This is a genomic window from Samsonia erythrinae, assembly GCF_004342665.1.
Taxonomy (GTDB): domain Bacteria; phylum Pseudomonadota; class Gammaproteobacteria; order Enterobacterales; family Enterobacteriaceae; genus Samsonia; species Samsonia erythrinae.
Genome location: NZ_SMBY01000002.1, coordinates 255,255 through 280,937, shown reverse-complemented (window position 1 = coordinate 280,937; position 25,683 = coordinate 255,255). Strand labels below are relative to the sequence as shown.

Below are 25,683 nucleotides of genomic sequence, written 5' to 3'. Positions count from 1 at the left end.
TTAACGGGACGCCGACGATTTTACCGCTCTCAGCACCACAAACTTGGTATTGCCGGCGATCGTCTCACAGTTGCCGAACAGACGCTTGAGCTTATGGAAATAGTCGAGATGGCGGTTACCGACGATGCGTAACTCACCGCCAACCTGAAGGCAACGACGCGCATCCACAAACATCTGCCAGGCGATTTCATCCGTCACCGCCTGCTGCTGGTGAAAAGGCGGATTACACAAGACCGCCTGAAGCGTATCGCGCCCTACGCGGGCTAATCCGTGGTTCACCACGAAGCTACAGCGCTCGACATCCTGCGGGCAGTTAACCTCAACGTTCATCTGGCTCGATGCCACCGCCATGTAGGATTCATCAAAAAAACCGACGCTGGCTTCCGGGTTGGCTTTCAACGCCGCCAGCCCAATAACGCCGTTACCGCAGCCCAGATCGATGATTTTGCCGCTCACCTGCTCCGGGAGATGTTGCATAAAGAAACGCGCGCCAATGTCCAGCCCGTTACGCGAAAACACATTCGGGTGGTTGTGAATACGATAACCATAGCCATCCAGCACCCAATCAGTCATAAGTGATTGCTCACTAACTTTTGGCGCGCTGAATTCACAGTGAATCAGCCGTGCTTTCTTCCAGGCCAACGAGGTTGTTGTCGGCCCCAGAATGCGTTCAAACAATTGTAATGTCGACGTATGAATATCACGCGCTTTCGCACCGGCAATGATGCGCGTCTGCGGCGTGAGAACCCTGCGCAGCATCCGCAGTTGGTGTTCCAGCAGCGCCGTCGTTTTCGGTATTTTTATCACCACCAGCGCCGGCGCGTCGGGCAATGCCGCCAAACTATCACAGAGCGTCACCGCATCGGCATCATAACCATTCAACGCCAGATTATGGCGCGTCGCCAGTTGGCTGAGGTAAGAATCACTGATGCTGATGGGCGATTGCGCCTGCAAGCCACAGGCCAGCGCGCCAAACGCATCGTTGAAAATCAGACGCGGGCCGGGCGCGATTTCCATTGTGCCCAGCTCACGCAGCAGATATTCATCAGCCGCTTCCCACGCCTGTAGCGCCGAATTGTCGGCCACCTGCGGGTAGCGGACCAACGTCAGGTTACTCGTTTCCAGTTCGAGTTGGCTCATTCGTCTCTCCTGCACCATAAAATTTGCGCTGTTTATCCCTTAAAATGGCCCGTCAGTAAATGCTTTTCTCCGCCAGAACGGAAATGATTGACGTTATCTTGTCATTTCACCGTGCTCATCGGCTCTTCATCACGGCAGCCCCGGACTGCGTGAAGTAACCCCCGATAAAAATTTGACCGGGATCATCTTTTCACCTATCTTCAATCAGGCAAAGGGGAGTAACTTTTCCGCCAGTTAATCGTCACTACGATGCGTTCCGCATCCGGTTACTGGGCAGCCTTGATGAAATAGCTTCATTCTCAATGAAACAGCTTCATTAACGTTGTAAGTGAGACCTTGCCGGAAGGCGAGGTGCATTTGCAGCTTTAATCATAAGCGGCCAGCGCCCTTCCGATGTTGGCCGTTTTTGTTTCTATATTAAGGATCTTGCTATGCACACCATCGGTACGCCGTGGTTATGGGGCAGCTTCGCAATCATTGTTGTAGTCATGCTAGCCATCGACCTGCTCTATCAGGGGCGCAAAGGGTCAACGGTAATGACGTTCAAACAGGCTGCCGTCTGGTCTATTATCTGGGTCACACTTTCTCTGCTGTTCAATGCCGGTTTCTGGTGGTATCTGGACGGCACCCTGGGCCGCGAGGTCGCCAACGCCCAGTCGCTGGCCTTCCTGACCGGATATTTGATCGAGAAAGCTCTCGCCGTCGATAACGTTTTTGTCTGGCTGATGCTGTTCAGCTACTTCTCTGTTCCACCACAATATCAGCGCCGCGTACTGATTTACGGCGTGCTGGGGGCCATTGTTCTCAGAACGCTGATGGTGTTCGGCGGCAGTTGGCTGGTGACGCAGTTTCAGTGGCTGCTCTACGTGTTCGGGGCCTTCTTGTTGTTCACCGGCCTGAAGATGGCGCTGGCTAAAGAAGACGATAGCGCGATAGGCGACAAGCCGCTGGTGCGCTGGCTGCGCAGCCATCTGCGTATGACGGATAACATCGAGAATGAAAAATTTTTCGTTCGCCGTAACGGTCTGCTGTATGCCACACCGCTGTTTCTGGTGCTGATTATGGTCGAAATCAGCGACGTCATTTTCGCCGTCGACAGTATCCCGGCCATTTTCGCCGTCACGACCGATCCCTTTATCGTCCTGACCTCTAACCTGTTCGCTATTCTGGGCCTGCGGGCGATGTACTTCCTGTTGGCCGGCGTGGCTGAACGTTTCTCGCTGTTGAAATATGGTCTGGCGGTTATCCTGATCTTCATCGGTATCAAGATGCTGTTGATCGACATTTTCCATATTCCGATTGCGATTTCACTGGGCGTCGTCGCCAGTATTCTGGCCGTTACCCTGTTACTCAACCTCTGGGTGAACAAGCGCGCCGGACGTTAACCTTTCCCCTCTTCCGCAGGATCACTGCCGTGCGGAAGAGGGTTCCCCCCCAGGCTCCCCCCCCGTAAAAACCCGCGTTGCGCATAAAAAACACCATCATCGCTTTTCTCAAAAGCAAATTTACATATACTGACAAATGCAAACACATTCAGTTACGGAAACAAAAAGCCACCCGGCGTAGGCCAGAGGTGTCATCTCCGTGTACACAACCACTAAGCGGAACGGTCACATCATCAAAATTATGGAAACTCAACACTCTCGTTTTTTACGCTATATCGCTCACGGCAGTCTGGTACAACAAATCCTGTTAGGGCTCGCAGCCGGTATTATTCTGGCGTCGCTATCCACTCAGGCCGCGCTGGCCGCCGGTCTACTCGGCACCCTCTTCGTTGGTGCGCTGAAAGCCGTCGCCCCCATTCTGGTTCTGGTACTGGTCATGGCCTCTATCGCCAACCACCAACAGGGACAGAAAATCAATATTCGTCCTATTCTGTTTCTTTACCTCATTGGAACCTTCTCCGCCGCGCTGGTGGCCGTGGTGCTCAGCGTCCTCTTTCCTTCCACGCTGGCGCTCAGCGCGCAGGCCACCGACGTCGCTCCGCCATCAGGCATCGTCGACGTATTGCAAGGGCTATTGATGAGCGTCATCGCCAACCCGATTCACGCGCTGCTGAATGCCAACTACATCGGTATTCTGGTCTGGGGTGTGGGGCTAGGGATCGCATTTCGCCACGGTTCGGACAACACCAAGATCATGATCACCGATGCCTCCAACGCGGTCACATTCATTGTACGCGTGGTGATTCGCTTCGCTCCGCTGGGGATTTTCGGTCTGGTTGCATCGACGCTGGCGCAAACCGGCTTCAGCGTGTTGTGGGGTTATGCCCACCTGCTCATGGTGCTGATTGGCGGGATGTTGCTGGTGGCGTTGGTCATCAACCCGCTGATCGTCTACTGGAAAATTCGCAGTAACCCTTACCCGCTGGTGCTGCGCTGCCTGCGCGAGAGCGGCGTCACTGCATTCTTCACCCGTAGTTCCGCCGCCAACATTCCGGTGAATATGGAGCTGTGTCGTAAGCTGAATCTGGATGAAGACACCTATTCTGTCGCCATTCCGCTGGGCGCGACCATAAATATGGCCGGCGCGGCGATTACCATTACGGTGCTGACGCTGGCTGCGGTCCATACGCTGGGCATTCAGATTGACCTGCCAACCATGCTGCTGCTGAGCGTGGTGGCGGCGCTGTGCGCCTGCGGCGCGTCAGGCGTGGCGGGGGGTTCATTACTGCTGATTCCGCTGGCATGCAACATGTTCGGTATTTCCAACGATATCGCCATGCAGGTGGTCGCAGTCGGCTTCATCATCGGCGTCTTGCAGGACTCCGCCGAAACGGCGTTGAACTCTTCAACCGATGTGATATTCATTGCCGCCGTATGCCAGGCGGAAGACGCCAAACTGGCGGAAAAAGAGCGCTTAAATCAGCTGTAACGGATCAAGGGGGCTACTCCTTCCGCTAACTGTCTCTTAGTCACATTTTTATGCAGACACAGAGACAGTTTCGTGCGCCAGCGAGCCATCCTTTTCATGCTACCTCGTAGCACGCGCCCGACGCAGGGCGGCTCTGTTGCCGTCGCCCTGTGAACCCTGGCTTTCGGCCAAAGCAAAGCCTGAAATTACGCTTTCTTTTCGACGCTAAAAGGATCGATGCCGCGCCGCTGCATGCGCCAGAAGCGGAGGATGTTAAAACCGTTCATCAGCAGAAAACTGCCTTCGATTAGCGAGCCGCCAATCGACCCCAGCCAGATATTATGGGTAACCCAGCAGGCGGTTGAGCACCACATGACACAGCGCGTCGTCAGCCCGGAGGTGCGAAACAACGCCCAGGTGCTGACAACCGTCCCCACGATCGGCAACAGCTCCATGGCATGGCGCATCCCCGACAGCCCAAATATCAGCGTTAACGAGATAAAAACGAACATCACGAGGATATTGTGCGTTTTCAACGAGATCAGTGTGCGCGTCGCGTTCAGCATTGCGCTGGCGCCAGCCGCATTTGCCCCCATCAGGAAGAAATGCAGGCCGATGACGGCGCTGTAGGCCGAGAGCTGAATTTTGAATTTTTTATCGTTACGGTTGAAGAACATGGTGATACCGACCAGAAACGCCAGTACACCAACAGACTGTGCAATCCAATCGTGTGTCATGATCCCTGCCTCTAAAAAGCGGTGGCGAAAAAAACGGCGTCACATAAAAATGAAACGCCGTTTTATTTTAAATAGAATAAAGGCGATTTACAACGTCACACCGCTCTTAAATATGGCTAATTCGCGGAAATCGTTCTCTTCATTCCTGGCGCGCTTACCATCGGCAATCTCGACAATCAGATCAACAAACTGACTCAGCAGTTCATCCATCGGCATGTCGTGGATCAAGCGCCCGGCATCGAAATCAATCCAGTGCGATTTTTTCTTCGCCAGTTCGCTGTTGGTCGCCAGTTTCACCGTGGGCACAAACCCGCCGTAAGGCGTCCCGCGACCGGTACTGAACAGCACCATATGACAACCGGCCCCCGCCAGCGCACTGGTCGCTACGGCATCATTCCCCGGCGCGCTGAGCAGATTGAGCCCCGAAGTATGTAAGCGCTCACCATATTTCAGCACATCCACCACCTTGCTCTGCCCGGCTTTTTGCGTACAGCCCAGTGATTTCTCCTCCAGCGTGGTGATCCCGCCCGCCTTGTTGCCCGGCGACGGATTCTCATAAATGGGCTGGTTGTGCTCAATGAAGTACTGTTTGAAGTCATTCACCATATGCACGGTCTTCTCAAACGTGCTTTCATCACGGCAACGGCTCATCAGAATACGCTCGGCACCAAACATTTCCGGCACTTCGGTCAGAACGGTCGTACCGCCGTTGGCGATTACGTAGTCAGAAAAACGGCCTAACAGCGGGTTAGCAGTGATCCCGGACAGCCCATCGGAACCGCCGCACTCCAGACCAAATTTCAGTTCACTGAGCTTACCCGGCTCTCGCTTGTCGTGGCGCATCACCTCATAGAGCGCATGCAGCCGTTCCAGACCGGCTTCAACTTCATCGTCCTGCTGTTGGCATACCATAAACGCCACGCGGTCGGCATCAAATTCCCCCAGCGTGCTGTGGAATGCGTCAACCTGATTGTTCTCACACCCCAGACCTATCACCAGTACCGCGCCCGCATTCGGGTGGCGCACCATATTCTGCAACATCGTGCGGGTATTTTCGTGATCCTGGCCGAGCTGTGAACAGCCAAAGGTATGGCTAAACAGGTAAACACCGTCGATACCTTGCGCATCCTGGGTTTCTTTCAGGAAACGCTGCTGGATCTGACGCGCAATCCCGTTCACGCAGCCGACGGTTGGCAGGATCCACAGCTCGTTACGGATGCCAACATCGCCATTTTTACGACGATAGAGCCGCACGTCCCGATCGCCCATTTGTGGCGGCAGGTCGATAAATTCGGGCTGGTACTGATACTCATCCAGATCGCTCAGGTTGGTTTTCGCATTCTGGGAGTGAATATGTTCTCCGGGGGCAATGGGTACCAACGCATGGCCGATAGGCAGGCCATACTTGGTAATCATTTCTCCCGGCGCGATGGCTTCCAGCGCGAACTTATGTCCGCGCACGACAGGCTGCTGAAGCGTCACCGTATGGCTATCCACCGACACCGTTTCGCCCTGTTCGACATCGCGCAGGGCGACAGCCACATTGTCCAGAGAATGAATTTTTATAATACTTTGCATGGATAACCCTTCTTGCCGATTAGCAATAGTCTTCTACGGCGGCGCGCATACCGCGCTCGACGATGGCCTGTAACTGCGCCGTCACCTGCGTCGCCAGACCGGGAACCTGCGTGAGATCCTGCTCCCAATGTTCCGCGTCGCTCAGGACACGCTCCACCAGCTCAGACAGGCTGACGGTATTGGCTTTGACGCCCGACCAGAGCGCGGAGTAACGCGTCAGCCAGTGCTCATCATCCTGCAACGGATAAGTTTGCACCGCATCGCCTTCACCATGACGTTCACCGCGATAAAACGCGATCAGCGCCGCCAGCGCAAACGTCAGACGTGCGGGCAGCTTGCCGTGGCGTTCACGATAGGTCAGCAGTTGCGGCAAAATACGGGTACGGAATTTGGTCATGCCGTTCAACGCGATGGACAATAGCTGGTGCTGAATGAAGGGGTTACGGAAGCGGCTGAGCACCGCCTGAGCAAACGAGGTCAGCTCATCGTGGGGCAGATCCAGTACCGGTACAATCTCTTCAGAAATGGTTTTTTCCACGAACTTGCCAATCTGCGCATCATTCATGGATTCGCCCACGGTATCCAGCCCGGCCAAAAACGCCACCGGCACCAGCGCGGTATGCGCGCCGTTGAGGATCGCGACTTTGCGTTCTTTATAGGGTTTGATGTCATCAACGATACGGACATTCAGGTTCAGTTGGTTCAGACGTAGCGCGTCCGCCAGCCACTGCGGCCCCTGGATCACGAACAGATAAAAGTATTCCGCCGTATCCAGGAACGTATCCTGATAACCCAGTTCCTGCTGTAACGCCTCAACCTCCGTACGTGGGTAACCGGTAACAATCCTATCTACCAGCGTTGAACAGAACGTGTTGTGCTCATTCAACCAGACGGTAAACGCAGACGTCAGTTCCCACTGTTTGGCATAGCGCAGCACCAGCTCTTTCAGCGCCACACCGTTGTAATCAATCAGTTCGCACGGCAGCAGTACCCAGCCTTTATCCGCCGCGCCGTCAAAATGGCAGAAACGCTCATACAGCAAACGCGTTAACTTTGCCGGAAAGCTCACCGGCGGCGCGTCGTTCAGGCGATCGTCAGCGTGATAGCTGATCCCTGCTTCGGTGGTATTGGAAAAGACGAAACGGATGTTCGGATCGTGCGCCAGCGCCAGATACTCATCAAACTGGTGGTACACATTGATTTCACGGTTCACCGAACGGATAAGGCGCGACTCGCGTACCGCTTCGCCCTGTTCGTTCAGGCCGCGGATAATGGTGGTGTATAACCCGTCCTGCGTATTGAGTGCGGGCGGGAAATCGGAATCGATCGGACGTACGACAACGATGCCCGCATCCAGATCGGTGTGCTCATTCAACAAATCCAGTTGCCAGTCCACAAAAGCGCGCAGGAAATTACCTTCACCAAACTGGATAACACGGTCCGGGTGCTGGCGACCGGGGAAATTACGACGATTTAGCGTTTGCATTAACAGGTTACCTCAGGACAAATCTCACATTCAGGGTGCGGCAGTCCGGCCATCGTCAGCCTTACCCTCTATTCAAACCACCCGCACCGAACCACCACAGGTGCCGATGACAAAAGACCGAGACACCGAGAGCCGTGGCGTAAGCCGCTTTGGGAAGCTGACTGCCACGCCTCTCGCGCAATTCACACCTTACGATTCGGCGGAATTACAGCTCGATGGCAAAATAATTTTTCGCGTTATCGAAACAGATGTTTTTCACCATTTCCCCCAGCAGAGGCAGATCGGCTGGCGCTTCTCCCGCCTCCACCCAGCGGCCTATCATCTGGCACAGAATGCGGCGGAAATATTCATGTCGGGTATAGGACAGGAAGCTGCGGCTATCGGTCAGCATGCCGACGAAACGGCTCAGCAAACCAAGCTGCGCGAGCTGGGTCATCTGGCGTTGCATACCGTCTTTCTGATCGTTGAACCACCAGCCGGAACCGAATTGCATCTTGCCCGGCATCCCTTCGCCCTGGAAGTTGCCGATCATGGTGCCGAGCACTTCGTTATCGCGTGGGTTCAGGCAATAAAGGATGGTTTTCGGCAGCAGATTTTCTTCATTCTGCTTGCTGAGCAGGCGAGACAGTTCCTGAGCCAGAGGACGGTCGTTGATAGAGTCGAAGCCCACATCCGGCCCCAACAGTTTGAACTGACGCAGGTTATTGTTGCGCAGTGCGCCAATGTGATACTGCTGAACCCAGCCGCGGCGGGCATATTCCGCTCCCAGCCAAACCAGAACCGCCGTTTTGAACTGCGCCACTTCATGTTCACTCAGCGTTTCGCCAGAAAGACGACGCGCCAGAATACTGTCCAGCGTCGCCTCATCGGCTTCGGCAAACAGCACGACATCCAGCGCGTGGTCGGAGACTTTACAACCGTGCGCGGCAAAGTGATCCAGCCGCCGGGTCAGCGCCGTTTGAAGATCGCTGAAACGGCGAATATCGGTGTCAGAGACTTCACCCAACCTCGCCATATAGTCGTTGAAGGTTGCCAGTTCAATATTGAACGCTTTATCCGGACGCCAGCTCGGCAACACTTTGATAGAGAAACTTGAATCCTGAGCAACAGTTTTATGGTGGCGCAGATCGTCAATCGGATCGTCTGTCGTACCCACCATTTTCACGTTCATCTGCTGCATGATGCCGCGCGCGGTAAAGTCATCGCGCTCCAACATGGCATTGCAGCGATCCCAAATGTCTTTTGCCGTGACTGACGACAGCAGCGTGCCGGTAATACCGAACGGACGGCGCAGTTCCAAATGTGTCCAATGGTAAAGCGGGTTGCCGATGGTATGCGGCACAGTGGCGGCCCAGGCTTCAAATTTTTCCCAGTCGCCGGCATCCCCGGTACACAGGCGCTCGGGCACGCCATTGGTGCGCATCGCGCGCCATTTGTAGTGATCGCCTTTCAGCCAGATGTCATACAAATTTTTGAAACGATAGTTTTCTGCGATCTGTTCAGGCGGCAAATGGCAATGATAATCAAATATCGGTTGATCGGCAGCGTACTCATGATAAAGCCGACGGGCAAACTCGCTGTCCAATAGAAAATCTTCACTCAGAAACTGGGGCATTTTTTCTTCCTTACCGCGCTTCTTGCGCACCAAAGTAGGTTTATCGCCAAAAGATGTCACACCAATTATGCGGAATAACTCACCGTATTTGTGAGGTCATGATCGCAAAAATCCAACAAGCGGTACAATAACTCAGCATCTTCATGCGTTAAAGCCCCTGTCTTGCTCAATTCAAGCGAAAAGTCGCAACACCACATAAAAATTATGGTTTTGTGATATCACTCAACCTTTAAAGATGTATGACAAATTATTGTAACGCTGCCTTAATCAGGGATTCAATCGCGATCTGACAAAGAGAAACGTTTGCCTGTTCAGCACAACAACAGGACGTGCCGTAGAACACTTTGCGACACATCGCCCCGTGGCGCGCTCCAGCGCCGACACGGGGGCTTTATTGATTCGGAGAGAAAGTAAATGCGTAAAATCAAAGGACTACGTTGGTATATGATTGCCCTGGTAACCGTCGGCACCGTGCTGGGGTATTTAACGCGTAACGCAATCTCTGTCGCCGCACCGACGCTGCAAGACCAGTTACACATCACGACACAACAGTATTCCTACATCATTGCCGCCTATTCAGCCTGTTATACCATTATGCAGCCGATTGCAGGCTATGTACTGGATTTGCTCGGTACCAAAATCGGCTATGCCATGTTTGCCATTTTGTGGGCGGTTTTTTGTATGGGGACCGCGCTGGCCAACAGCTGGGGCGGTCTGGCGATCGCCCGCGGCGCAGTCGGTATGGCGGAAGCCGCGATGATCCCCGCCGGCCTGAAAGCCAGCAGCGAGTGGTTCCCGGCAAAAGAACGCTCTGTCGCGGTGGGCTACTTCAACGTCGGCTCATCGATTGGCGCCATGCTCGCTCCACCGCTGGTGGTATGGGCGATAGTGGCGCACAGTTGGGAAATGGCGTTTATTGTTACCGGTGCGCTGAGCCTGATCTGGGCCCTCAGTTGGCTCCTATTCTATAAACATCCGAAAGATCAGAAAAAACTCAGCGACGAAGAACGTGATTACATTCTGAATGGGCAGGAAGCTCACCACCAGACCAATAACGTGAAGAAGATGTCTGCCTGGCAGATCCTGCGTAACCGCCAATTCTGGGGCATCGCCCTGCCGCGCTTTCTCGCGGAACCGGCCTGGGGAACCTTCAACGCCTGGATCCCGCTGTTTATGTTTAAAGCCTATGGCTTCAATTTGAAAGAAATCGCCATGTTCGCCTGGATGCCCATGCTGTTCGCCGATATCGGCTGCATCCTCGGTGGTTATCTGCCGATGCTGTTCCAGAAATATTTCCACGTGAACCTGATCGTTTCCCGCAAACTGGTGGTAACGTTAGGCGCCATACTGATGATCGCCCCTGGGATGATCGGCCTGTTTTCCAGTCCTTATGTCGCCATCGCGCTATTGTGCGTCGGGGGGTTTGCGCACCAGTCGCTGTCCGGCGCGCTGATCACCCTGTCTTCCGATGTGTTTGGCCGTAACGAGGTCGCCACGGCAAACGGTTTAACCGGTATGGCGGCCTGGATGGCAAGCACCTTATTTGCACTTATTGTCGGCGCGCTGGCCGATACGCTGGGTTTCAGCCCGCTGTTCGCCGCGCTGGCCGTCTTCGATCTCTTAGGCGCCATCCTCATCTGGACCCTGTTGAAAAACCAACCGGCTTCAGACGTTGCCGCCATGGCTAAACACGAAAAGAGATAAACCGGCGCGGATAATTCCTGCATTATTTCGACTCATCCGGTATGATTTGATGCCGGGTGAACCACATCCCCCGATAACGGCGACCACAAACAGGATTGCTGCTATGATTAAGTGGTATAACAAATCATCCTGAAAAGATTAACAAGATAGACACTCAGGCCCTGACGTGGCACATGGACCGTAATCTATCAAGAGCAGATATCATGGCACTCACTGAACCACGGCGGCTATACCAGCGATTAGCCGCGGAACTAAAACAGCGTATAGAAAGCGGCATATATCAGGTCGGCGAAAAATTACCGGCAGAACGCTATATCGCTGAAGAAATGAATGTCAGCCGCACTGTGGTGCGTGAAGCCATCATCATGCTGGAAGTCGAAGGATACGTAGAGGTACGCAAGGGTTCTGGCATTCACGTTATCGCGAATCAACAAAAAAACCCATTCATCAATAGCGGCGATGTTGAGTTTGTCACGGCGGGGCCGTTTGAACTCCTACAGGCGCGTCAGCTCATTGAAAGCAACATAGCTGAATTTGCCGCCACGCAGGTCACGCGTCAGGACATCATCCAACTCATGGAAATTCAGGAGTATGCCCGGCAGGAAGATCGTTTCCGTGATTCTCAGTGGGATCTCAAATTTCACGTACAGGTTGCGCTGGCGACGCAAAACTCAGCAATGGCCACCATTGTTGAAAAGATGTGGAGCCAGCGGATCCACAACCCCTATTGGCTCAAGCTCCATGAGCACATTGACGATAAATCCATCGAAAGCTGGTGCGAGGAACACGATCGGATCCTGAAAGCACTGATGCGCAAAGATCCCCACGCCGCCAAACTGGCAATGTGGCAGCATTTAGAAAACACCAAACAAATGCTGTTCAGTGCCACGACGGATGACTTTGAGTTTAACGTCGATCGCTACATGTTTGCCGAAAACCCGGTCGTTCACCTTGAGCCGCCCCACACGGGAAAATCCTGAATCACCGCCCCTGATTCAGTGTCCGTACCGTCCTGAACCAGGGGAAAAAGTCAGAAAACGTTGATTTCTGTCAGCCTGTGTAAAATATCGCAGAAACCCTCACTCTTCCCCGAAAAAATGCCCCAAATCGCCCCCGGTTGTCGTAATATTTTTCTGTCTCAATAACACCGACTTTGTTACAGTTAACGCGTCTTTTTTACGCTTAATCCGTCGATTTGGATGTAAAACTCGCCAAGGCCAAACAATCCCCTGGCCATCTGTTTAGCGGGTCCGCAGCAAAAAGCACGCATCAACTCAACAATCAGCGCGACGATCAGACGGCAGAAAATAGAGATCATCAAAAACCAATCATCCTCTGTCCGGAAAAATCGTATGTATTCTTGTCATGACCAGAAGCGTTACTATCGCCAAGGCTAAAATGAAACAGCAGTATTAGGAATACCGGATGGATATAATCAAAGAACTGTTAAACGCACTCTGGCATCAGGATTTCGATATATTAGCCGACCCCAAGTTGGTATGGACTATTTATATATTATTGTTTTTAATTATTTTTTTGGAAAATGGCCTACTTCCTGCCGCTTTCCTGCCCGGCGACAGCCTGCTGATTCTGGTCGGTGTTCTGGTCGCCAAAGGCACGATGAATTACCCTTTCACCATCTTCCTGTTAACGACCGCAGCCAGTCTGGGCTGTTGGGTCAGCTATGTTCAAGGGAAATGGCTCGGCAACACCCGTCTCGTACAGAGCTGGCTATCGCATTTACCTGCGCACTATCACCAGCGCGCCCATCAGCTTTTCCACCGTCACGGTCTGTCAGCACTCCTGGTTGGCCGCTTCCTGGCGTTCGTTCGTACACTTTTACCGACCATCGCGGGTTTATCCGGCCTGAACAATGCGCGGTTTCAATTTTTTAACTGGATGAGTGGCTTCCTGTGGGTAATTATTCTGGTTACACTGGGTTTTGCCTTAGGAAAAACGACGGTCTTTATGAAGTATGAAGACGAACTTATGTTCTTTCTGATGATGCTGCCGCTGGTGCTGTTGGTTATCGGCCTGTTTGGATCGCTCTTTGTTCTTTGGCGTAAAAAACATACCGCTAACGCAGAAAAAGGAGGTTAATCATGCCAATTCGTTGGCTGTCCACCATGCTTTCGTTCAAGAAAACACGGCGCATACTGTTGTTGCTCACCCTGCCGATGATTGCCCTGACGCAATCTCAGTCGTTGCGTCGTTCTCAGGGGGAAACGGTACTGCACATCAAGCCCTACAATGGCGTGACACTGCCGGACGGGTTTTATGTTTATCAGCGTCTTAACGAAAAAGGGATTTCGATTAAAAGTATTACGCCGGAACAGGACAGTCTGATCGTGCGCCTCGCCTCGCCGGAACAGAGCCTCGTGGCCAAAGATGTCCTGCGTCAGTCGCTTCCTCAGGTCAATATTACCGCGCAGCAAGAAACAAAACCGGCGTCGTTCTCTCAACAGAGACTGCCTCAGAAACAGTCCAAATTAGGGTGATAAAGATGAAACTGTCCCCAGTCATTATCGCGTTATCCGTCTTGTTTTCTGGTCATGCCCTTGCCAACGCCGCCTCTCAGGTGGAAACCTGTCAGCAGAAAGCCCTGGATATCCAACGCCAGATCGACGAAGCCCGCCAGCACGACAATCAGCACCGTATTGATGGCCTGAAAAAGGCGCTGAATGGCGTGGAAACCCACTGTACCGACGCCGGACTGGTGGAGAAACGTCAGGATGAAATTGCGCAAAAACGTCAAAAGGTTATCGAGCGTCAGCAAGAGCTGGATGAAAGCCGCCAAAAAGGCGATGATGCGGAGAAAATACGTAAACGCGAAAGAAAGCTGGCTGAAGCCGAACAGGAATTACGTGCGGCAGACTCCGGTGTGTCACGCTAATTTCCTGCACGATCCTTTCCAAAATCGTTTGCTTTATGTTCAAATGGACGAATTTTGAACGATTAACGTAAGTTATTAGAATTTTCCGACCCCGTCAAAACAGCACAAATTTCATCTTGGGCTATAGTTAATATCCAGGTTCACTATATAAAGGGTTATTAATATGGCTAAAAATCAAGATTCCGAATATCTGCGTACCGAACTGAAAACACTGGCGGACACTTTAGAGGAAGTTTTAAGTTCTTCCGCTGATAAGTCTAAGGATGAGCTGGAAAAGCTACGCAGCAAAGCCGAAGGCGCGCTGAAAGAAACGCGTAACCGCCTGAGTGAAACCGGTGAGCGTATTGCCTCCCATACTAAAGATGCCGTTGAATCAGCTGACGAATATGTTCGTGATAATCCGTGGACCGGTGTCGGTATTGGCGCAGCGGTGGGTGTCGTACTTGGCGTGCTGCTTGCTCGTCGCTAATTAGCTAATCAATATGACTGTTCAAAAACGACAAGGCCCCGCAAGCGGGGTCATAGATTCTGCCCAACGCATCGTCACCATTGTCGTCAAAATGGTTGAAAGTCGTTTACGTCTGGCCGTAATTGAATTAGAAGAGGAAAAAGCAAACCTCATTCAGTTACTTATCCTGGCTGGTCTGACGCTGCTTTTTACCATGTTTGGCATCATGGCACTGGTTGCTCTGATTATTTGGGGTATTGAACCTCAGTATCGTCTTTACACGCTGGGTTGCATCACCGCAACATTATTAGGGCTGGCGTTGATAGGCGGAATCTGGACGCTTCTGAAGGTACGCAGGTCCACCTTACTCAAAGCGACACGCAAAGAACTGGAGACCGACAGAGCACTCCTTGAGGAGGATCCCAAGTGAGCCAGCGTCAGCAACGCGAAATGAAGAAGGCGCAGCTGTTGCGGCAAATACAACAGCAGCGTCTGGATTTATCAGCCAGCAAAAATCGCTGGCTGAACGCCACCGCACGTTACGATCGTTACTGGCAAAACCTGATGCAGTGGCGTAAATTCTGGATTGCCGGTTCCGGTCTGGTGGCGTTATATGGCATCCGCCATCCCAAACGCATGTTCCTTTGGGGACGACGCCTCGTCGGTATCTGGGGCACATTCAGATTTATGCGTAAGACGTTAAAACTACGTCGGTAAATGGCCAACGCCCCACGGCATCATCCCCTGACAGCTCCTCACGTCCTTCCCCCGACGCGCGCCCTCTTCGTTGCGCGTCTTTGCGTTTGGCACATCATCAATTTTTGTGAATAAAAACCACAAATATACTCGCTGGCGGCGTCATTCATGCCCCTATACTATCTCTCCATAAATTAATGGCAGACAGAATCACCGTGATTTACCTGCCATAAACGGTGAAAAAGGGCAACGGCCCGCAATAAAATTAACTGGAGAGATGATGAAAAATTTAGAAAGTCTTACACTGCTAGCGGCCCGAATTCTCATGCCGATTCTGTTTATCGTCGCTGGGTACGGCAAACTCGGCGATGCCTACGCCGGTACACAGCAATACATGCAGGCGATGGGCGTCCCCGCATTCCTGCTGCCGCTGACGATCCTGCTGGAGCTGGGTGGAGGACTGGCCATTCTGTTCGGATTGCTGACTCGCACCGTTGCGCTGTTCACCGCGGGCTTTACGCTGCTGACCGCGCTGCTCTTCCACACCAACTTTGCGGAAGGCGTTAACCAGCTGATGTTCCTGAAAAACCTGACTATTGCGGGCGGCTACCTGTTACTGGCCGTAACGGGCCCGGGCGCATTCAGCATCGACCGTCTGCTGAACAAAAAGTGGTAAAAGACCTTTTCCGACCTGTACTACACTTAGTCATCATCCACAGACTTAATCGCGACAGTACGCTGATTAGGTGACAACAACGACGATAAGCCGGTCGAGCTTGTCGTCGATTGCTATTACTCAAACGGGGGCATTTATGGGACAATTGGTTGACGGCGTCTGGCATGATACCTGGTACGAAACCCACGCTACCGGCGGCCACTTCAAGCGTTCAGAATCGGCCTTCCGTAACTGGATAACGCCTGATGGCGCCCCCGGTCAGACCGGAAAAGGCGGCTTCCCTGCTCAGTCCGGGCGCTATCACCTTTATGTTTCACTCGCCTGCCCGTGGGCGCACCGCACGCTGTTAATGCGGCAGTTAAAAGGGTTGGAAGATCACATCGCGGTTTCGGTGGTTCACCCGTTAATGCTCGATCATGGCTGGACGTTCGGTACAGATTTCGCAGGCACAACCGGTGACTCGCTCTATCAGCACGAATTCCTTTACCAGCTCTACCTGCACGCAAAACCGGACTACAGTGGACGGGTGACGGTACCTGTTCTGTGGGACACCGAGCAACATACCATCGTTAGTAACGAATCCGCGGATATTATCCGTATGCTGAATAGCGCCTTTGACGGCGTAGGGGCAAAAGCGGGGGATTACTACCCGCAAGCGTTACGCACTCAGATTGACGAACTGAACGGCTGGATTTACGACAAGGTCAATAACGGCGTTTACAAAGCCGGTTTCGCGACCAGTCAGTCAGCCTATGACGAATCCGCCACGGCCGTTTTCGCCGCGCTATCCGATCTGGAAGCCATACTGGCGAAACAGCGCTATCTGACTGGCGAACGCCTGACCGAAGCGGATCTGCGGCTGTGGACGACGCTTATCCGTTTCGACCCGGTTTATCACACGCATTTTAAATGCGACAAATACCGCTTGAGCGACTACCCGAATCTATTCGGCTTTTTGTGCGATATTTATCAGATGCCCGGCATTGCCGATACCGTCAACATGGCGCATATTCGCCACCACTATTATCGCAGCCACGGGACGATTAACCCGCATGGCGTGATTTCATTGGGGCCAGAGCAGGATCTGAACCAACCTCACCAGCGTGATAAAGCGTTTAACCACTAAATTTGTTCATATTGAGATCGGGCAAGGTGTAGAGCACACCTTGCCTGAATAAGACGACAGGTTTAGGGCTGATTCAGCAGCCTGGGGATCTCACGCAGGAACCAGGATTTCGCCTCGCCCATGCTGTCCCGGCGCCAGGCCATGATAATCTGGCTTTCCATCTGATGCTCCGCCCCGATCACTCGCAAACGTCCTTCCGCGATATCTTGCGCCACCATCGGATAAGGCATGGTCGCAACCCCCAACCCGGCCAGCAGCGCCCGCCGTTTATCGTCCAGCGAACTCACCGTCAGGCGCTGCTGTTTATCCAACAGTTGTACAGTCAGCACCGGGCGCTCACGCGCGGTATCCGCTACCGCAATACCACGATATTTCACGCGGGTGATATCCGACAGCGGCTCAGGCTCCTGATGGATAGGGTGATCCGGGCTGGCGACATAGACATTATTCATCGTGTACAGCTTACGAATATTCATTTCGGAAGAGGCGCGAAAATGCATGTCGGGCGCGATCACGATATCGGCACGTCCTTGTTCAAGGCGTTCCCATGCGCCCGCCAGCACTTCCGTCAGAATCGAGACCTGCGTATTCGCTTTGAGCGCCAATTTATCTATCAATGGGAACAGCCGCTCGGTCGGGATCAGCGCTTCCGTGACAATCGTCAGATGCGTTTCCCAACCGCGAGCCAATGCCTCCGCATCCGTCGTCAGCTTATCCGCCGCTTCCAGCAGAATACGCCCGCGTTCCAGTAACATTCGTCCGACATTCGTGAACTTGGTACGGTGCCCGGAGCGATCGAACAGAACGACATCCAGCTCTTCCTCCAGCTTTTGCATGGTATAACTCAGTGCTGAAGGCACTCGCCCCAGTTCGTCTGCGGCGGCGGCAAAGCTGCCACGACGATCGATCGCATCCATAACCCGCAACGCTTCCAGCGTCAACGCTCGCTCTTTTCCCATCTTCGTACTCATTCAAGAATTTTGAACATACCAACCAGATTAACTAGCTAACAATCCCACGTCCACATAATTACTATCAGTTTAAGAAATAATTACCCGAGGGCCATTTTCATGATCACACGAAGAACGGCGGGGCAATGCGGCCAAGCCGATTATGGCTGGTTGCAGGCACGTTATACGTTCTCTTTTGGTCATTACTTTGACCCGCAGCTATTAGGCTATGCATCGTTGCGCGTACTCAATCAGGAAGTGCTTGCTCCAGGCGCATCGTTCCAGCCGCGTACATATCCGCGCGTTGATATCCTGAACATCATTCTTCAGGGTGAAGCGGAATATCGCGATAGCAACGGCTGTCACATTCGCGCCAAAGCCGGTGATGTGCTGTTGCTCGCGACCCAGCCCAACCTCAGCTATAGCGAACACAATCCCCATGCCGGCACCCCGCTGACGCGTCTACAATTATGGCTGAATGCCTGTCAGACCAGAGAAAATAGCCCGTTGCAACGTATGGTGCTGAATGCAGAGAATCACACGCTTCTGGCTTCTCCGGAAGGGGAGCAAAATAGCCTTCAATTGCGCCAGCAGGTCTGGATACACCACGTGAATCTCTCATTGAATGAGCAAAGCACGATAGCGTTACGGGGAAATCAGGCCTATCTCCAGCTGATCCATGGTTCAATGGTGGTGAAAGGCGCAAAGCACAGTGCAACATTGCACTGCGGCGATGGCGCTTTCATCAAACAGGAAACGTCAGTAACGTTAGAGGCTGAATCCCCTTTACGCGCTCTGCTTATCGATCTGGTCGCGTAGCATTCTGTTCCCGTCCCCGCAAGGACATGCCATCGGCTCGGCGTTTCCGGCGAGTCGTGATAAGATGGATGTCTTGTTCCTCAATGCGTCAGGGTAAATGGCAATGTATTCAACCAAACAGGACAAACTTCTTGCCCAGGCTGAACAAATTTGTCAGCAGCGCGGTGTGCGTCTGACCCCACAGCGGTTGGAGGTATTACGCCTTATGGCCCGCCAATCCGGCGCGATCAGCGCTTATGATTTGCTGGATCTACTGCGGGTCTCCGAACCTCAGGCAAAGCCGCCAACCGTTTATCGCGCACTGGATTTCCTTCTGGAACAAGGCTTTATTCATCGGGTCGAGTCAAATAACAGTTATGTACTGTGTCATCATATCGAAGATCACAGCCATACTTCCGCGCTGTTCATCTGTGACCGCTGCGGACTGGTGACGGAACGTCAGACCGAAGGCGTGGAAGAAACGCTGCGCAATCTGGCGCAGCAGGCAGGGTTTACGCTACGTCACAGTGTTGTGGAAGCGCGTGGGCTGTGCAGCGACTGTCAGGAAGTGGCATCATGCAACCAGCCGGATCATTGCGATCACGACCATACTCTCCCCATAAAAAAACGATAGCCAACATGGCTATCGTTTCCCTATAAAAAACCGCGGTGTTGGCTACCAGTGAAACTTGTTACGATCTTCCCAGTGTTTCACTTCTTTCTCTGCCGCCTCTTTTTCATAGCCGTAACGTTCCTGGATCTTACCGAACAGTTGGTCACGTTTACCTTCAATAACGGTCAAATCATCGTCCGTCAATTTGCCCCATTGTTCTTTCGCTTTACCTTTAAACTGTTTCCAGTTACCGCTGACCTGGTCTTTATTCATAAGAACCTCCATACCTCAGGTGCATTTTGCATAAAGCGTCATCATCTGCCCATGCAGCAATTTCAGATAAACAGGCCTATTCATTAAGCCACTCAGACGAAATGTGTTAGCCACCACCCTTGTTCATTGACCACCGCTTTTCTTGATTTACGATCCAGTCAGCAAGGTGGTGAGCTCCCACACACAAGATAAAAACGCTTACCTCGCCATAAATAATAGTTGAATATTTTGATTAAAATAAAAAATAAAGAATCTGAAACTAAAAAGTACCTTTTCCCACGAGAAAAGAGGTAAAAACCGGTGAAAAAACAGGCCGTAAGAAATAACACAGGGCTACGCGGTAAATGTAACGAAATATATACCGCTGGTTAAGATGGCTTCTGCTTATCGATTGAAGCGTGGAGAGTCGCGCGGCTTGTTGGTGGGGGAGAGAAAAAAGAAAAAGATCGCCGGAGCACAATGGGATAAAACAACACGTCGGACACCGATACATGAAGCAAAACCTGACATTCATCGCCCAAATCCGATGCACGGGCTCAGAAAGAACGAGCCGTGCATCCCTGCAAACGGTTAGCTCCAGTCGCTGTTACGAATCACGCCCACCGCTAAACCTTCTATTGAAAAACTTTGCTGACGCAAATCGACAACGATGGGGGCGAACTCTTCGTTTTCCGCCAGAAGATGAACCGTATCACCTTGTTTTTTAAGACGCTTAACCGTGACTTCATCTTCAATACGCGCCACGACAACCTGGCCGTTACGCACATCCTGCGTCTTATGCACGGCCAGTAAATCGCCATCCATAATACCAATATCTTTCATCGACATACCGCTGACGCGCAGCAAAAAATCCGCACTCGGCTTGAACATCGCGGGGTCAACCTGATAGTGGCACTCGATATGCTCCTGCGCCAGCAGCGGTTCACCCGCGGCCACACGCCCGACCAGAGGAATGCCCGCTTCTTCTTCCATCAGCAGACGAATCCCGCGGGAAGCGCCTGATACCATCTCGATCACGCCTTTGCGTGCCAGCGCTTTCAAATGCTCTTCGGCCGCATTCGGCGAGCGGAACCCCAGTTGCTGAGCAATTTCCGCGCGCGTTGGCGGCATTCCGGTTTGTGCAATATGATCGCGGATCAGGTCATAGACCTGCTGCTGCCTGGCTGTTAATACTTTCATCCCGCCCCCTGGTTGTTTATACAGTCTTCCTGTGAGTATATACAGCTGAGGCGCAATTGGGAACCGGGATATAAGTAAAGCCCGGGTTTTATTTATTTCTGCGTAGCGTCAGGCAAAATGTTGCCAGAGGATGCTGCCCCATACGACAGCAGCGAGGACAATCGCAACAAAAACGCTCGCCGATCCAATATCCTTCGCCCGACCTGATAACTCATGATGCTCGCTGCCGATGCGATCAACCACGGCCTCAATGGCGCTGTTAACCAGTTCAAATAGCATAATCAGCACGACAGACCCAATCAGCAGCAGTTTCTCTACCAGCATCACGGGCAACAGACAGGCGATACAGACGCCGACAATCGTCAATACCGTTTCCTGACGAAACGCCGCTTCATGCAGCCATGCCTGTTTTAACCCGCTGAGAGAATACCCCGTCGCCTTGATAATTCGGGCCATCCCCGTTGCTTTATTCATTCAACCTCCATTATTTACGCAAAAAAGTTCGCATTTTAACGTGCTTGCGTTGTCTCATCACCACAGATCTCCGCCGCAGTTTCTGGTATCCTTGCGGCGCATTGCTAACAAGAGGCTCCATGTTGTTATGTCAGGTTGGCGTAAAATTTACTATAAATTATTGAATCTACCACTGAAATTGCTGGTGAAAAGCAAAGTTATTCCCGCAGATCCGGTAGTAGAACTGGGCTTAGATCCCTCACGTCCCATACTCTATGTTCTGCCTTATAACTCTCAGGCGGACTTATTAACGTTACGCACGAAGTGTCTGGCGCTAGGGTTGCCCGACCCTTCACTTTCCGTCGAACTGAATGGCGTCCAATTGCCCAGCCATGTCTTTATTAATGACGGACCGCGCGTCTTCCGTTACTACGTTCCCAAACAGAAGTCCGTCAAACTGTTCCACGACTATTTGGATCTTCACCGCGCCAATCCCGATTTAGATGTGCAAATGGTGCCGGTATCCGTCATGTTTGGCCGTTCGCCAGGGCGAGAGGGCCATTCCCAAACGACGCCGCACCTGCGCTTACTCAACGGTATCGAGAAATTTTTTGCCGTGCTGTGGTTGGGGCGTGACAGTTTTGTGCGTTTCTCCAGCCCGGTGTCGCTGCGCTATATGGCCACCGAACATGGCACCGACACCACCATAGCCCACAAACTGGCGCGAGTCGCCCGCATGCACTTCTCCCGCCAGCGGCTGGCCGCCGTCGGGCCGCGTTTACCGGTGCGTCAGGAGCTGTTTAACAAGCTGCTGGATTCCAAAGCGATCAAAAAAGCCGTCGACGACGAAGCGCGAAACAAGAAGATTTCTCATGAAAAAGCGCAGCAGAACGCGATTGAGCTGATGGAAGAAATCGCCGCCGACTTCTCCTATGAAGCCGTGCGCCTGTCAGATCGCGTGCTGGGTTGGACGTGGAACCGCCTTTATCAGGGCATCAATGTTCATAACGCCGAGCGCGTCCGTCAGCTCGCGCAGGATGGACACAGTATTGTCTATGTCCCCTGCCATCGCAGCCACATGGATTACCTGTTGCTGTCTTATGTTCTCTATCATCAGGGATTGGTTCCGCCGCACATCGCCGCAGGCATCAACCTGAATTTCTGGCCGGCAGGCCCTATCTTTCGCCGTCTGGGTGCCTTCTTTATTCGCCGAACGTTCAAAGGAAACAAGCTATATTCCACGATTTTTCGCGAATATCTGGGCGAACTGTTTGCCCGGGGCTATTCGGTTGAGTATTTCATGGAAGGAGGACGCTCGCGCACAGGGCGTTTGCTGGATCCCAAAACCGGTACGCTGGCGATGACCATTCAGGCCATGCTCAGAGGCGGTGCGCGCCCCATTACGCTGGTGCCGATCTATGTCGGTTACGAGCATGTGATGGAAGTGGGCACCTACGCTAAGGAACTGCGCGGCGCGGCGAAGGAAAAAGAAGGTTTTATCCAGATGGTGCGTGGTCTGTGTAAGCTGCGTAATCTGGGGCAGGGTTATGTGAACTTCGGCGAACCGCTCCCGCTCACCGCCTACCTGAATCAGCATGTACCGCAATGGCGCGACGCCATCGATCCGATTGAAGCGCAGCGCCCCAGTTGGCTCACCCCCACGGTACAGGATATCTCTATGGATATCATGGTGCGTATCAATAATTCTGCGGCCGCGAACGCGATGAACTTGTGCTCCACCGCCCTGCTGGCATCGCGTCAACGTTCATTAACGCGCGAGCAAATGCGTGAGCAGTTGGATTGCTACCTGCAACTGCTGCGTCAGGCGCCTTATCACAAGGACATTACCGTTCCCAAAAAGACAGCGGATGAACTGTTGGAACATGTGCTGGGCATGGACAAGTTCGAAGTGGAGAAGGACAGCATCGGTGACATCATCATTCTGCCGCGCGAGCAGGCTGTGTTGATGACCTATTATCGCAATAACATCCAGCATCTGTTGGTGTTACCGTCGTTAATTGCCAGCATCGTCATCCATCACCGTCGGATCGCGCTTGACGAAGTCGTGCGACAAATCACGCTGATCTATCCCTTCCTCCAGTCGGAGTTGTTCCTGCACTATTCAAGAGAACAGCTACCTGATGTACTGGGAACGCTGGCTGACGAACTGGTTCGACAACAACTGCTGTGCAGCCGTGATGGTGAGCTGGCGATTAATCCATCACGTATTCGCACGCTACAGTTGCTTGCCGCCGGCGTGCGCGAGACGCTGCAACGCTACGCGATCACGCTGTCTTTGCTGTGCGCAAACCCGGCCATTAACCGTGGGACGCTGGAGAAAGAGAGCCGTAACATGGCACAGCGCCTGTCTGTTTTACATGGTATCAATGCGCCGGAGTTTTTTGATAAGGCCGTGTTCTCAACGCTGGCCGCAACCCTACGCACGGAAGGGTACATCACCGACAACGCAGAAGCCCCCCAGCATGATATCGTGGCGATCTACAACATCCTGGGCGATTTAATCACCCCGGAGGTTCGGCTGACGATAGAAAGCGCCAGTGCGCTGACTGAAACGGAACCCGGCGTTCAATCAACAGAAGAGATCGCTAAGGACTCGCCGGAAAAGAATGATAACGCCCCCGCTTGACCGCGAGAGCGTTTGACATGACAAAAGCCGTAACGTAAACAGCAGCGGGAAACCGCTGCTGTTTTATTTTTGCCTAACCCGCGTTACAGGCCGAGCAGCACGCCAATAAATACGGCCATACCGACATATTTATTGTTATGGAACGCCTTAAAACAGGCATCGCGCTCCCGTCCGGCCGTCAGCACTTGTTGATAAACAAACATCCCGGCAGACACCAGCAGCGCGATATAGTACGGCATACCCAATCCGCTGAGGTTCCCCAAGGCCAGCAGTAACCCCAGCATCCCCAGTTGCAGTAAGCCAATAATCGCGTTGTCAAAACGACCAAATAAGATCGCGGTAGACTTCACCCCGATCTTCAGGTCGTCATCACGATCGACCATCGCATATTGCGTATCGTAGGCGACGGTCCAGCACACATAAGCCAAAAACATCATCCAGCAGCTCGCTGGCAGACTTTCACTCACCGCGGCATAGGCCATGGGTATCGACCAGCCAAACGCCGCCCCCAGAACCAACTGGGGCAGATGACTGACACGCTTCATGAACGGGTATACCCATGCCAGAACCAGCCCGGCGACAGATAGCCAGATCGTCATCATGTTCAGCGTCAACACCAGGCCAAACGACAGTAGAACCAACCCGATAAACAAAACCTTGGCAGATTGCTCACTGACTTCACCGCTGGGCAGCGGGCGAGAAGCCGTGCGTTTTACATGACCATCAAAATGCCGATCGGCGTAATCATTGATGACACAGCCCGCCGCGCGCATTAAAAAAACCCCCGCAATAAAAACGAATAGCGTCCATGGCGTTGGCGAGCCACGCCCTGCCAGCCATAGCGCCCATAGCGTTGGCCACAGCAGCAGCAAAGAACCTATCGGTTTATCAATCCGCATCAAGCGGCAGTAAGCCAGCCATTTCCCTGCTGTAAAGCTTCTTTCCAAGGAATAATCTCCTCAAATTACCTGCCAACCCTCATCACCCGGCGTGAAATACACCGGTGCTTCCGGTAAGAAAAGCTCAGTCAACAGTAATGGACCACCAGAAAGACACAGACGGGAACGCCGCGCCCATAACCCTTCGCAGCATCCGGTATGGATGTAGTCACGCATCAGCGCCTTTTGTTCAAACAGGTAACGGCCTAGCGGTTGATTACCGATTTCCGTCAGCGCCGCGTCTGCACCGTTGAGCGTCTGCTGTGGGACGAGCGTCCGGCCAAAAAGCCAGGGGCGGCCATCGCCATACAGCACCACTTCACGCAGCCAGTAACTTTCGCTAAACGGCAGTTGTTCACGCTCTTCGTCCAACACCTGCGACGTTATAAACCCCTCACGGCAAAGTGTGACCTCCAGCTGAGCGCAATATTTTTCAAGCCGCTGCGTCATGGAGCCGGTTTCCCTCAGCCAGTCACCAATATGATCAGGTAATACCGACGAAGGGGGCTCGGTACACCAGGAAATTGTGCGCAGAAGCATTGACGCATCGTCAGACATGTCCCCACTCCGAACAGGGTTTTATGTAAATAAAGTAAACGCCCTTATTGTAGCGCAGAATGTCCCCCCGATAACACGCTATCACCCGATTCATCATCAATATGGCAACATTTCAACCGTGCGGTTCGCCATCGGATTGCCGTTAGAGAGGTCTCTTGATTCATTCGCACACAGACGGCAGTCTCATGCCGTTGAAGATAAAACGCCCGCATAAAAAAGCACCACCCGATATCACTATCGGATGGTGCTTTTGCAGGACAAAAAGACGAATGTCTGTAATCTGAACCCGTTGTCACCGGACAATCACTGCCGGCGACAATCG

General features: G+C 52.8%; 26 protein-coding genes. 15 read left to right on the top strand and 11 right to left on the bottom strand.

Features of this window, described 5'->3' with window-relative positions; genetic code table 11:
- A complete protein-coding gene (gene rlmG / locus EDC54_RS05660) occupies positions 1-1,140 on the bottom strand; it encodes a 23S rRNA (guanine(1835)-N(2))-methyltransferase RlmG (protein WP_132454133.1) in 1,140 nt (379 codons plus the stop codon).
- A gap of 431 nt (positions 1,141-1,571) precedes the next feature.
- Between rlmG and EDC54_RS05655 the strand changes: the two genes are divergently transcribed.
- Together EDC54_RS05655 and sstT are read left to right on the top strand one after the other, a co-directional pair.
- Positions 1,572-2,525, top strand: coding sequence for a TerC family protein (locus tag EDC54_RS05655; protein ID WP_132454131.1), 954 nt, complete (start codon positions 1,572-1,574; stop codon positions 2,523-2,525).
- Positions 2,526-2,766: 241 nt separating this feature from the next.
- A complete protein-coding gene (sstT, locus tag EDC54_RS05650) occupies positions 2,767-4,014 on the top strand; it encodes a serine/threonine transporter SstT (RefSeq protein ID WP_132454442.1) in 1,248 nt (415 codons plus the stop codon).
- A gap of 185 nt (positions 4,015-4,199) precedes the next feature.
- On the opposite strand, the gene EDC54_RS05645 is transcribed toward sstT, so the two are convergent.
- From EDC54_RS05645 to uxaC, 4 genes are all read right to left on the bottom strand, one after another.
- The gene (locus tag EDC54_RS05645; RefSeq protein WP_132454129.1) at positions 4,200-4,730 is read right to left on the bottom strand and encodes a YgjV family protein; all 531 of its coding nucleotides are present in this window, start codon (positions 4,728-4,730) and stop codon (positions 4,200-4,202) included.
- Positions 4,731-4,817: 87 nt separating this feature from the next.
- Positions 4,818-6,308 carry a UxaA family hydrolase gene (locus EDC54_RS05640; RefSeq protein WP_132454127.1) on the bottom strand — a complete coding sequence of 497 codons (1,491 nt, stop codon included), beginning with the start codon at positions 6,306-6,308 and terminating at the stop codon, positions 4,818-4,820.
- A 19-nt stretch (positions 6,309-6,327) separates the two neighbouring features.
- On the bottom strand, positions 6,328-7,794 hold the full coding sequence (locus EDC54_RS05635) for a tagaturonate reductase (protein WP_132454125.1): 1,467 nt from the start codon (positions 7,792-7,794) through the stop codon (positions 6,328-6,330).
- Between the two features lie 205 nt (positions 7,795-7,999).
- Positions 8,000-9,409 carry a glucuronate isomerase gene (uxaC, locus tag EDC54_RS05630; protein WP_132454123.1) on the bottom strand — a complete coding sequence of 470 codons (1,410 nt, stop codon included), beginning with the start codon at positions 9,407-9,409 and terminating at the stop codon, positions 8,000-8,002.
- A 414-nt stretch (positions 9,410-9,823) separates the two neighbouring features.
- Between uxaC and EDC54_RS05625 the strand changes: the two genes are divergently transcribed.
- The 10 genes from EDC54_RS05625 (at position 9,824) to EDC54_RS05580 (ending at position 16,952) form a co-directional block, all read left to right on the top strand.
- A complete protein-coding gene (locus EDC54_RS05625) occupies positions 9,824-11,113 on the top strand; it encodes an MFS transporter (RefSeq protein WP_132454121.1) in 1,290 nt (429 codons plus the stop codon).
- A gap of 203 nt (positions 11,114-11,316) precedes the next feature.
- On the top strand, positions 11,317-12,093 hold the full coding sequence (gene exuR / locus EDC54_RS05620; protein ID WP_132454120.1) for a transcriptional regulator ExuR: 777 nt from the start codon (positions 11,317-11,319) through the stop codon (positions 12,091-12,093).
- A 445-nt stretch (positions 12,094-12,538) separates the two neighbouring features.
- Entirely contained in the window at positions 12,539-13,213 is a 675-nt protein-coding gene (locus EDC54_RS05615; protein WP_132454118.1) for a DedA family protein, read from the top strand.
- A 2-nt stretch (positions 13,214-13,215) separates the two neighbouring features.
- Positions 13,216-13,611 (top strand): EnvZ/OmpR regulon moderator MzrA, encoded by a 396-nt coding sequence (gene mzrA, locus EDC54_RS05610; RefSeq protein WP_132454116.1) that lies wholly within the window; start codon positions 13,216-13,218, stop codon positions 13,609-13,611.
- Between the two features lie 5 nt (positions 13,612-13,616).
- Complete coding sequence (locus tag EDC54_RS05605) at positions 13,617-14,006, top strand: DUF1090 domain-containing protein (RefSeq protein ID WP_132454114.1); 390 nt, start codon at positions 13,617-13,619, stop codon at positions 14,004-14,006.
- 163 nt (positions 14,007-14,169) lie between these two features.
- Positions 14,170-14,475: a DUF883 family protein gene (locus EDC54_RS05600; protein WP_132454112.1), complete on the top strand. Its 306-nt coding sequence runs from the start codon at positions 14,170-14,172 to the stop codon at positions 14,473-14,475.
- Positions 14,476-14,488: 13 nt separating this feature from the next.
- On the top strand, positions 14,489-14,884 hold the full coding sequence (locus EDC54_RS05595) for a phage holin family protein (RefSeq protein WP_132454110.1): 396 nt from the start codon (positions 14,489-14,491) through the stop codon (positions 14,882-14,884).
- Complete coding sequence (locus EDC54_RS05590) at positions 14,881-15,171, top strand: YqjK-like family protein (RefSeq protein WP_132454108.1); 291 nt, start codon at positions 14,881-14,883, stop codon at positions 15,169-15,171. Before EDC54_RS05595 ends, EDC54_RS05590 begins: the two co-directional genes overlap by 4 nt.
- A gap of 259 nt (positions 15,172-15,430) precedes the next feature.
- Entirely contained in the window at positions 15,431-15,826 is a 396-nt protein-coding gene (locus EDC54_RS05585) for a DoxX family protein (protein ID WP_132454106.1), read from the top strand.
- 136 nt (positions 15,827-15,962) lie between these two features.
- Positions 15,963-16,952, top strand: a complete 990-nt coding sequence (locus tag EDC54_RS05580) for a glutathione S-transferase family protein (protein WP_132454104.1) — start codon at positions 15,963-15,965, stop codon at positions 16,950-16,952.
- 62 nt (positions 16,953-17,014) lie between these two features.
- Here EDC54_RS05580 and EDC54_RS05575 read toward each other — a convergent pair whose 3' ends face one another.
- The gene (locus EDC54_RS05575; RefSeq protein WP_132454102.1) at positions 17,015-17,911 is read right to left on the bottom strand and encodes a LysR family transcriptional regulator; all 897 of its coding nucleotides are present in this window, start codon (positions 17,909-17,911) and stop codon (positions 17,015-17,017) included.
- 111 nt (positions 17,912-18,022) lie between these two features.
- On the opposite strand from EDC54_RS05575, the gene EDC54_RS05570 reads away from it, so the two are divergent.
- Both EDC54_RS05570 and zur read left to right on the top strand, forming a co-directional pair.
- Positions 18,023-18,721, top strand: a complete 699-nt coding sequence (locus EDC54_RS05570; RefSeq protein WP_132454100.1) for a pirin family protein — start codon at positions 18,023-18,025, stop codon at positions 18,719-18,721.
- Between the two features lie 103 nt (positions 18,722-18,824).
- On the top strand, positions 18,825-19,334 hold the full coding sequence (zur, locus tag EDC54_RS05565; RefSeq protein ID WP_132454098.1) for a zinc uptake transcriptional repressor Zur: 510 nt from the start codon (positions 18,825-18,827) through the stop codon (positions 19,332-19,334).
- A 42-nt stretch (positions 19,335-19,376) separates the two neighbouring features.
- Here the strand turns inward: zur and EDC54_RS05560 are convergent, their stop codons facing one another.
- From EDC54_RS05560 to EDC54_RS05550, 3 genes are all read right to left on the bottom strand, one after another.
- Entirely contained in the window at positions 19,377-19,586 is a 210-nt protein-coding gene (locus EDC54_RS05560; protein ID WP_132454096.1) for a CsbD family protein, read from the bottom strand.
- Positions 19,587-20,156: 570 nt separating this feature from the next.
- Complete coding sequence (gene lexA, locus EDC54_RS05555; RefSeq protein WP_132454094.1) at positions 20,157-20,765, bottom strand: transcriptional repressor LexA; 609 nt, start codon at positions 20,763-20,765, stop codon at positions 20,157-20,159.
- A 108-nt stretch (positions 20,766-20,873) separates the two neighbouring features.
- Positions 20,874-21,239: a diacylglycerol kinase gene (locus EDC54_RS05550; RefSeq protein WP_132454092.1), complete on the bottom strand. Its 366-nt coding sequence runs from the start codon at positions 21,237-21,239 to the stop codon at positions 20,874-20,876.
- Between the two features lie 127 nt (positions 21,240-21,366).
- Between EDC54_RS05550 and plsB the strand changes: the two genes are divergently transcribed.
- Positions 21,367-23,865, top strand: a complete 2,499-nt coding sequence (plsB, locus tag EDC54_RS05545) for a glycerol-3-phosphate 1-O-acyltransferase PlsB (RefSeq protein WP_132454090.1) — start codon at positions 21,367-21,369, stop codon at positions 23,863-23,865.
- 83 nt (positions 23,866-23,948) lie between these two features.
- On the opposite strand, the gene ubiA is transcribed toward plsB, so the two are convergent.
- A complete protein-coding gene (gene ubiA, locus EDC54_RS05540; RefSeq protein WP_132454088.1) occupies positions 23,949-24,812 on the bottom strand; it encodes a 4-hydroxybenzoate octaprenyltransferase in 864 nt (287 codons plus the stop codon).
- Positions 24,813-24,824: 12 nt separating this feature from the next.
- Entirely contained in the window at positions 24,825-25,361 is a 537-nt protein-coding gene (gene ubiC, locus EDC54_RS05535; RefSeq protein ID WP_132454086.1) for a chorismate lyase, read from the bottom strand.
- Positions 25,362-25,683 lie beyond the last annotated feature (322 nt).

Bases quoted from the DNA above. Each gene is read 5' to 3' on its own strand.
- rlmG (WP_132454133.1), bottom strand. From the start codon at position 1,140: ATGAGCCAACTCGAACTGGAAACGAGTAACCTGACGTTGGTCCGCTAC.
- EDC54_RS05655 (WP_132454131.1), top strand. From the start codon at position 1,572: ATGCACACCATCGGTACGCCGTGGTTATGGGGCAGCTTCGCAATCATT.
- sstT (WP_132454442.1), top strand. From the start codon at position 2,767: ATGGAAACTCAACACTCTCGTTTTTTACGCTATATCGCTCACGGCAGT.
- EDC54_RS05645 (WP_132454129.1), bottom strand. From the start codon at position 4,730: ATGACACACGATTGGATTGCACAGTCTGTTGGTGTACTGGCGTTTCTG.
- EDC54_RS05640 (WP_132454127.1), bottom strand. From the start codon at position 6,308: ATGCAAAGTATTATAAAAATTCATTCTCTGGACAATGTGGCTGTCGCC.
- EDC54_RS05635 (WP_132454125.1), bottom strand. From the start codon at position 7,794: ATGCAAACGCTAAATCGTCGTAATTTCCCCGGTCGCCAGCACCCGGAC.
- uxaC (WP_132454123.1), bottom strand. From the start codon at position 9,409: ATGCCCCAGTTTCTGAGTGAAGATTTTCTATTGGACAGCGAGTTTGCC.
- EDC54_RS05625 (WP_132454121.1), top strand. From the start codon at position 9,824: ATGCGTAAAATCAAAGGACTACGTTGGTATATGATTGCCCTGGTAACC.
- exuR (WP_132454120.1), top strand. From the start codon at position 11,317: ATGGCACTCACTGAACCACGGCGGCTATACCAGCGATTAGCCGCGGAA.
- EDC54_RS05615 (WP_132454118.1), top strand. From the start codon at position 12,539: ATGGATATAATCAAAGAACTGTTAAACGCACTCTGGCATCAGGATTTC.
- mzrA (WP_132454116.1), top strand. From the start codon at position 13,216: ATGCCAATTCGTTGGCTGTCCACCATGCTTTCGTTCAAGAAAACACGG.
- EDC54_RS05605 (WP_132454114.1), top strand. From the start codon at position 13,617: ATGAAACTGTCCCCAGTCATTATCGCGTTATCCGTCTTGTTTTCTGGT.
- EDC54_RS05600 (WP_132454112.1), top strand. From the start codon at position 14,170: ATGGCTAAAAATCAAGATTCCGAATATCTGCGTACCGAACTGAAAACA.
- EDC54_RS05595 (WP_132454110.1), top strand. From the start codon at position 14,489: ATGACTGTTCAAAAACGACAAGGCCCCGCAAGCGGGGTCATAGATTCT.
- EDC54_RS05585 (WP_132454106.1), top strand. From the start codon at position 15,431: ATGAAAAATTTAGAAAGTCTTACACTGCTAGCGGCCCGAATTCTCATG.
- EDC54_RS05580 (WP_132454104.1), top strand. From the start codon at position 15,963: ATGGGACAATTGGTTGACGGCGTCTGGCATGATACCTGGTACGAAACC.
- EDC54_RS05575 (WP_132454102.1), bottom strand. From the start codon at position 17,911: ATGGGAAAAGAGCGAGCGTTGACGCTGGAAGCGTTGCGGGTTATGGAT.
- EDC54_RS05570 (WP_132454100.1), top strand. From the start codon at position 18,023: ATGATCACACGAAGAACGGCGGGGCAATGCGGCCAAGCCGATTATGGC.
- zur (WP_132454098.1), top strand. From the start codon at position 18,825: ATGTATTCAACCAAACAGGACAAACTTCTTGCCCAGGCTGAACAAATT.
- EDC54_RS05560 (WP_132454096.1), bottom strand. From the start codon at position 19,586: ATGAATAAAGACCAGGTCAGCGGTAACTGGAAACAGTTTAAAGGTAAA.
- lexA (WP_132454094.1), bottom strand. From the start codon at position 20,765: ATGAAAGTATTAACAGCCAGGCAGCAGCAGGTCTATGACCTGATCCGC.
- EDC54_RS05550 (WP_132454092.1), bottom strand. From the start codon at position 21,239: ATGAATAAAGCAACGGGGATGGCCCGAATTATCAAGGCGACGGGGTAT.
- plsB (WP_132454090.1), top strand. From the start codon at position 21,367: ATGTCAGGTTGGCGTAAAATTTACTATAAATTATTGAATCTACCACTG.
- ubiC (WP_132454086.1), bottom strand. From the start codon at position 25,361: ATGTCTGACGATGCGTCAATGCTTCTGCGCACAATTTCCTGGTGTACC.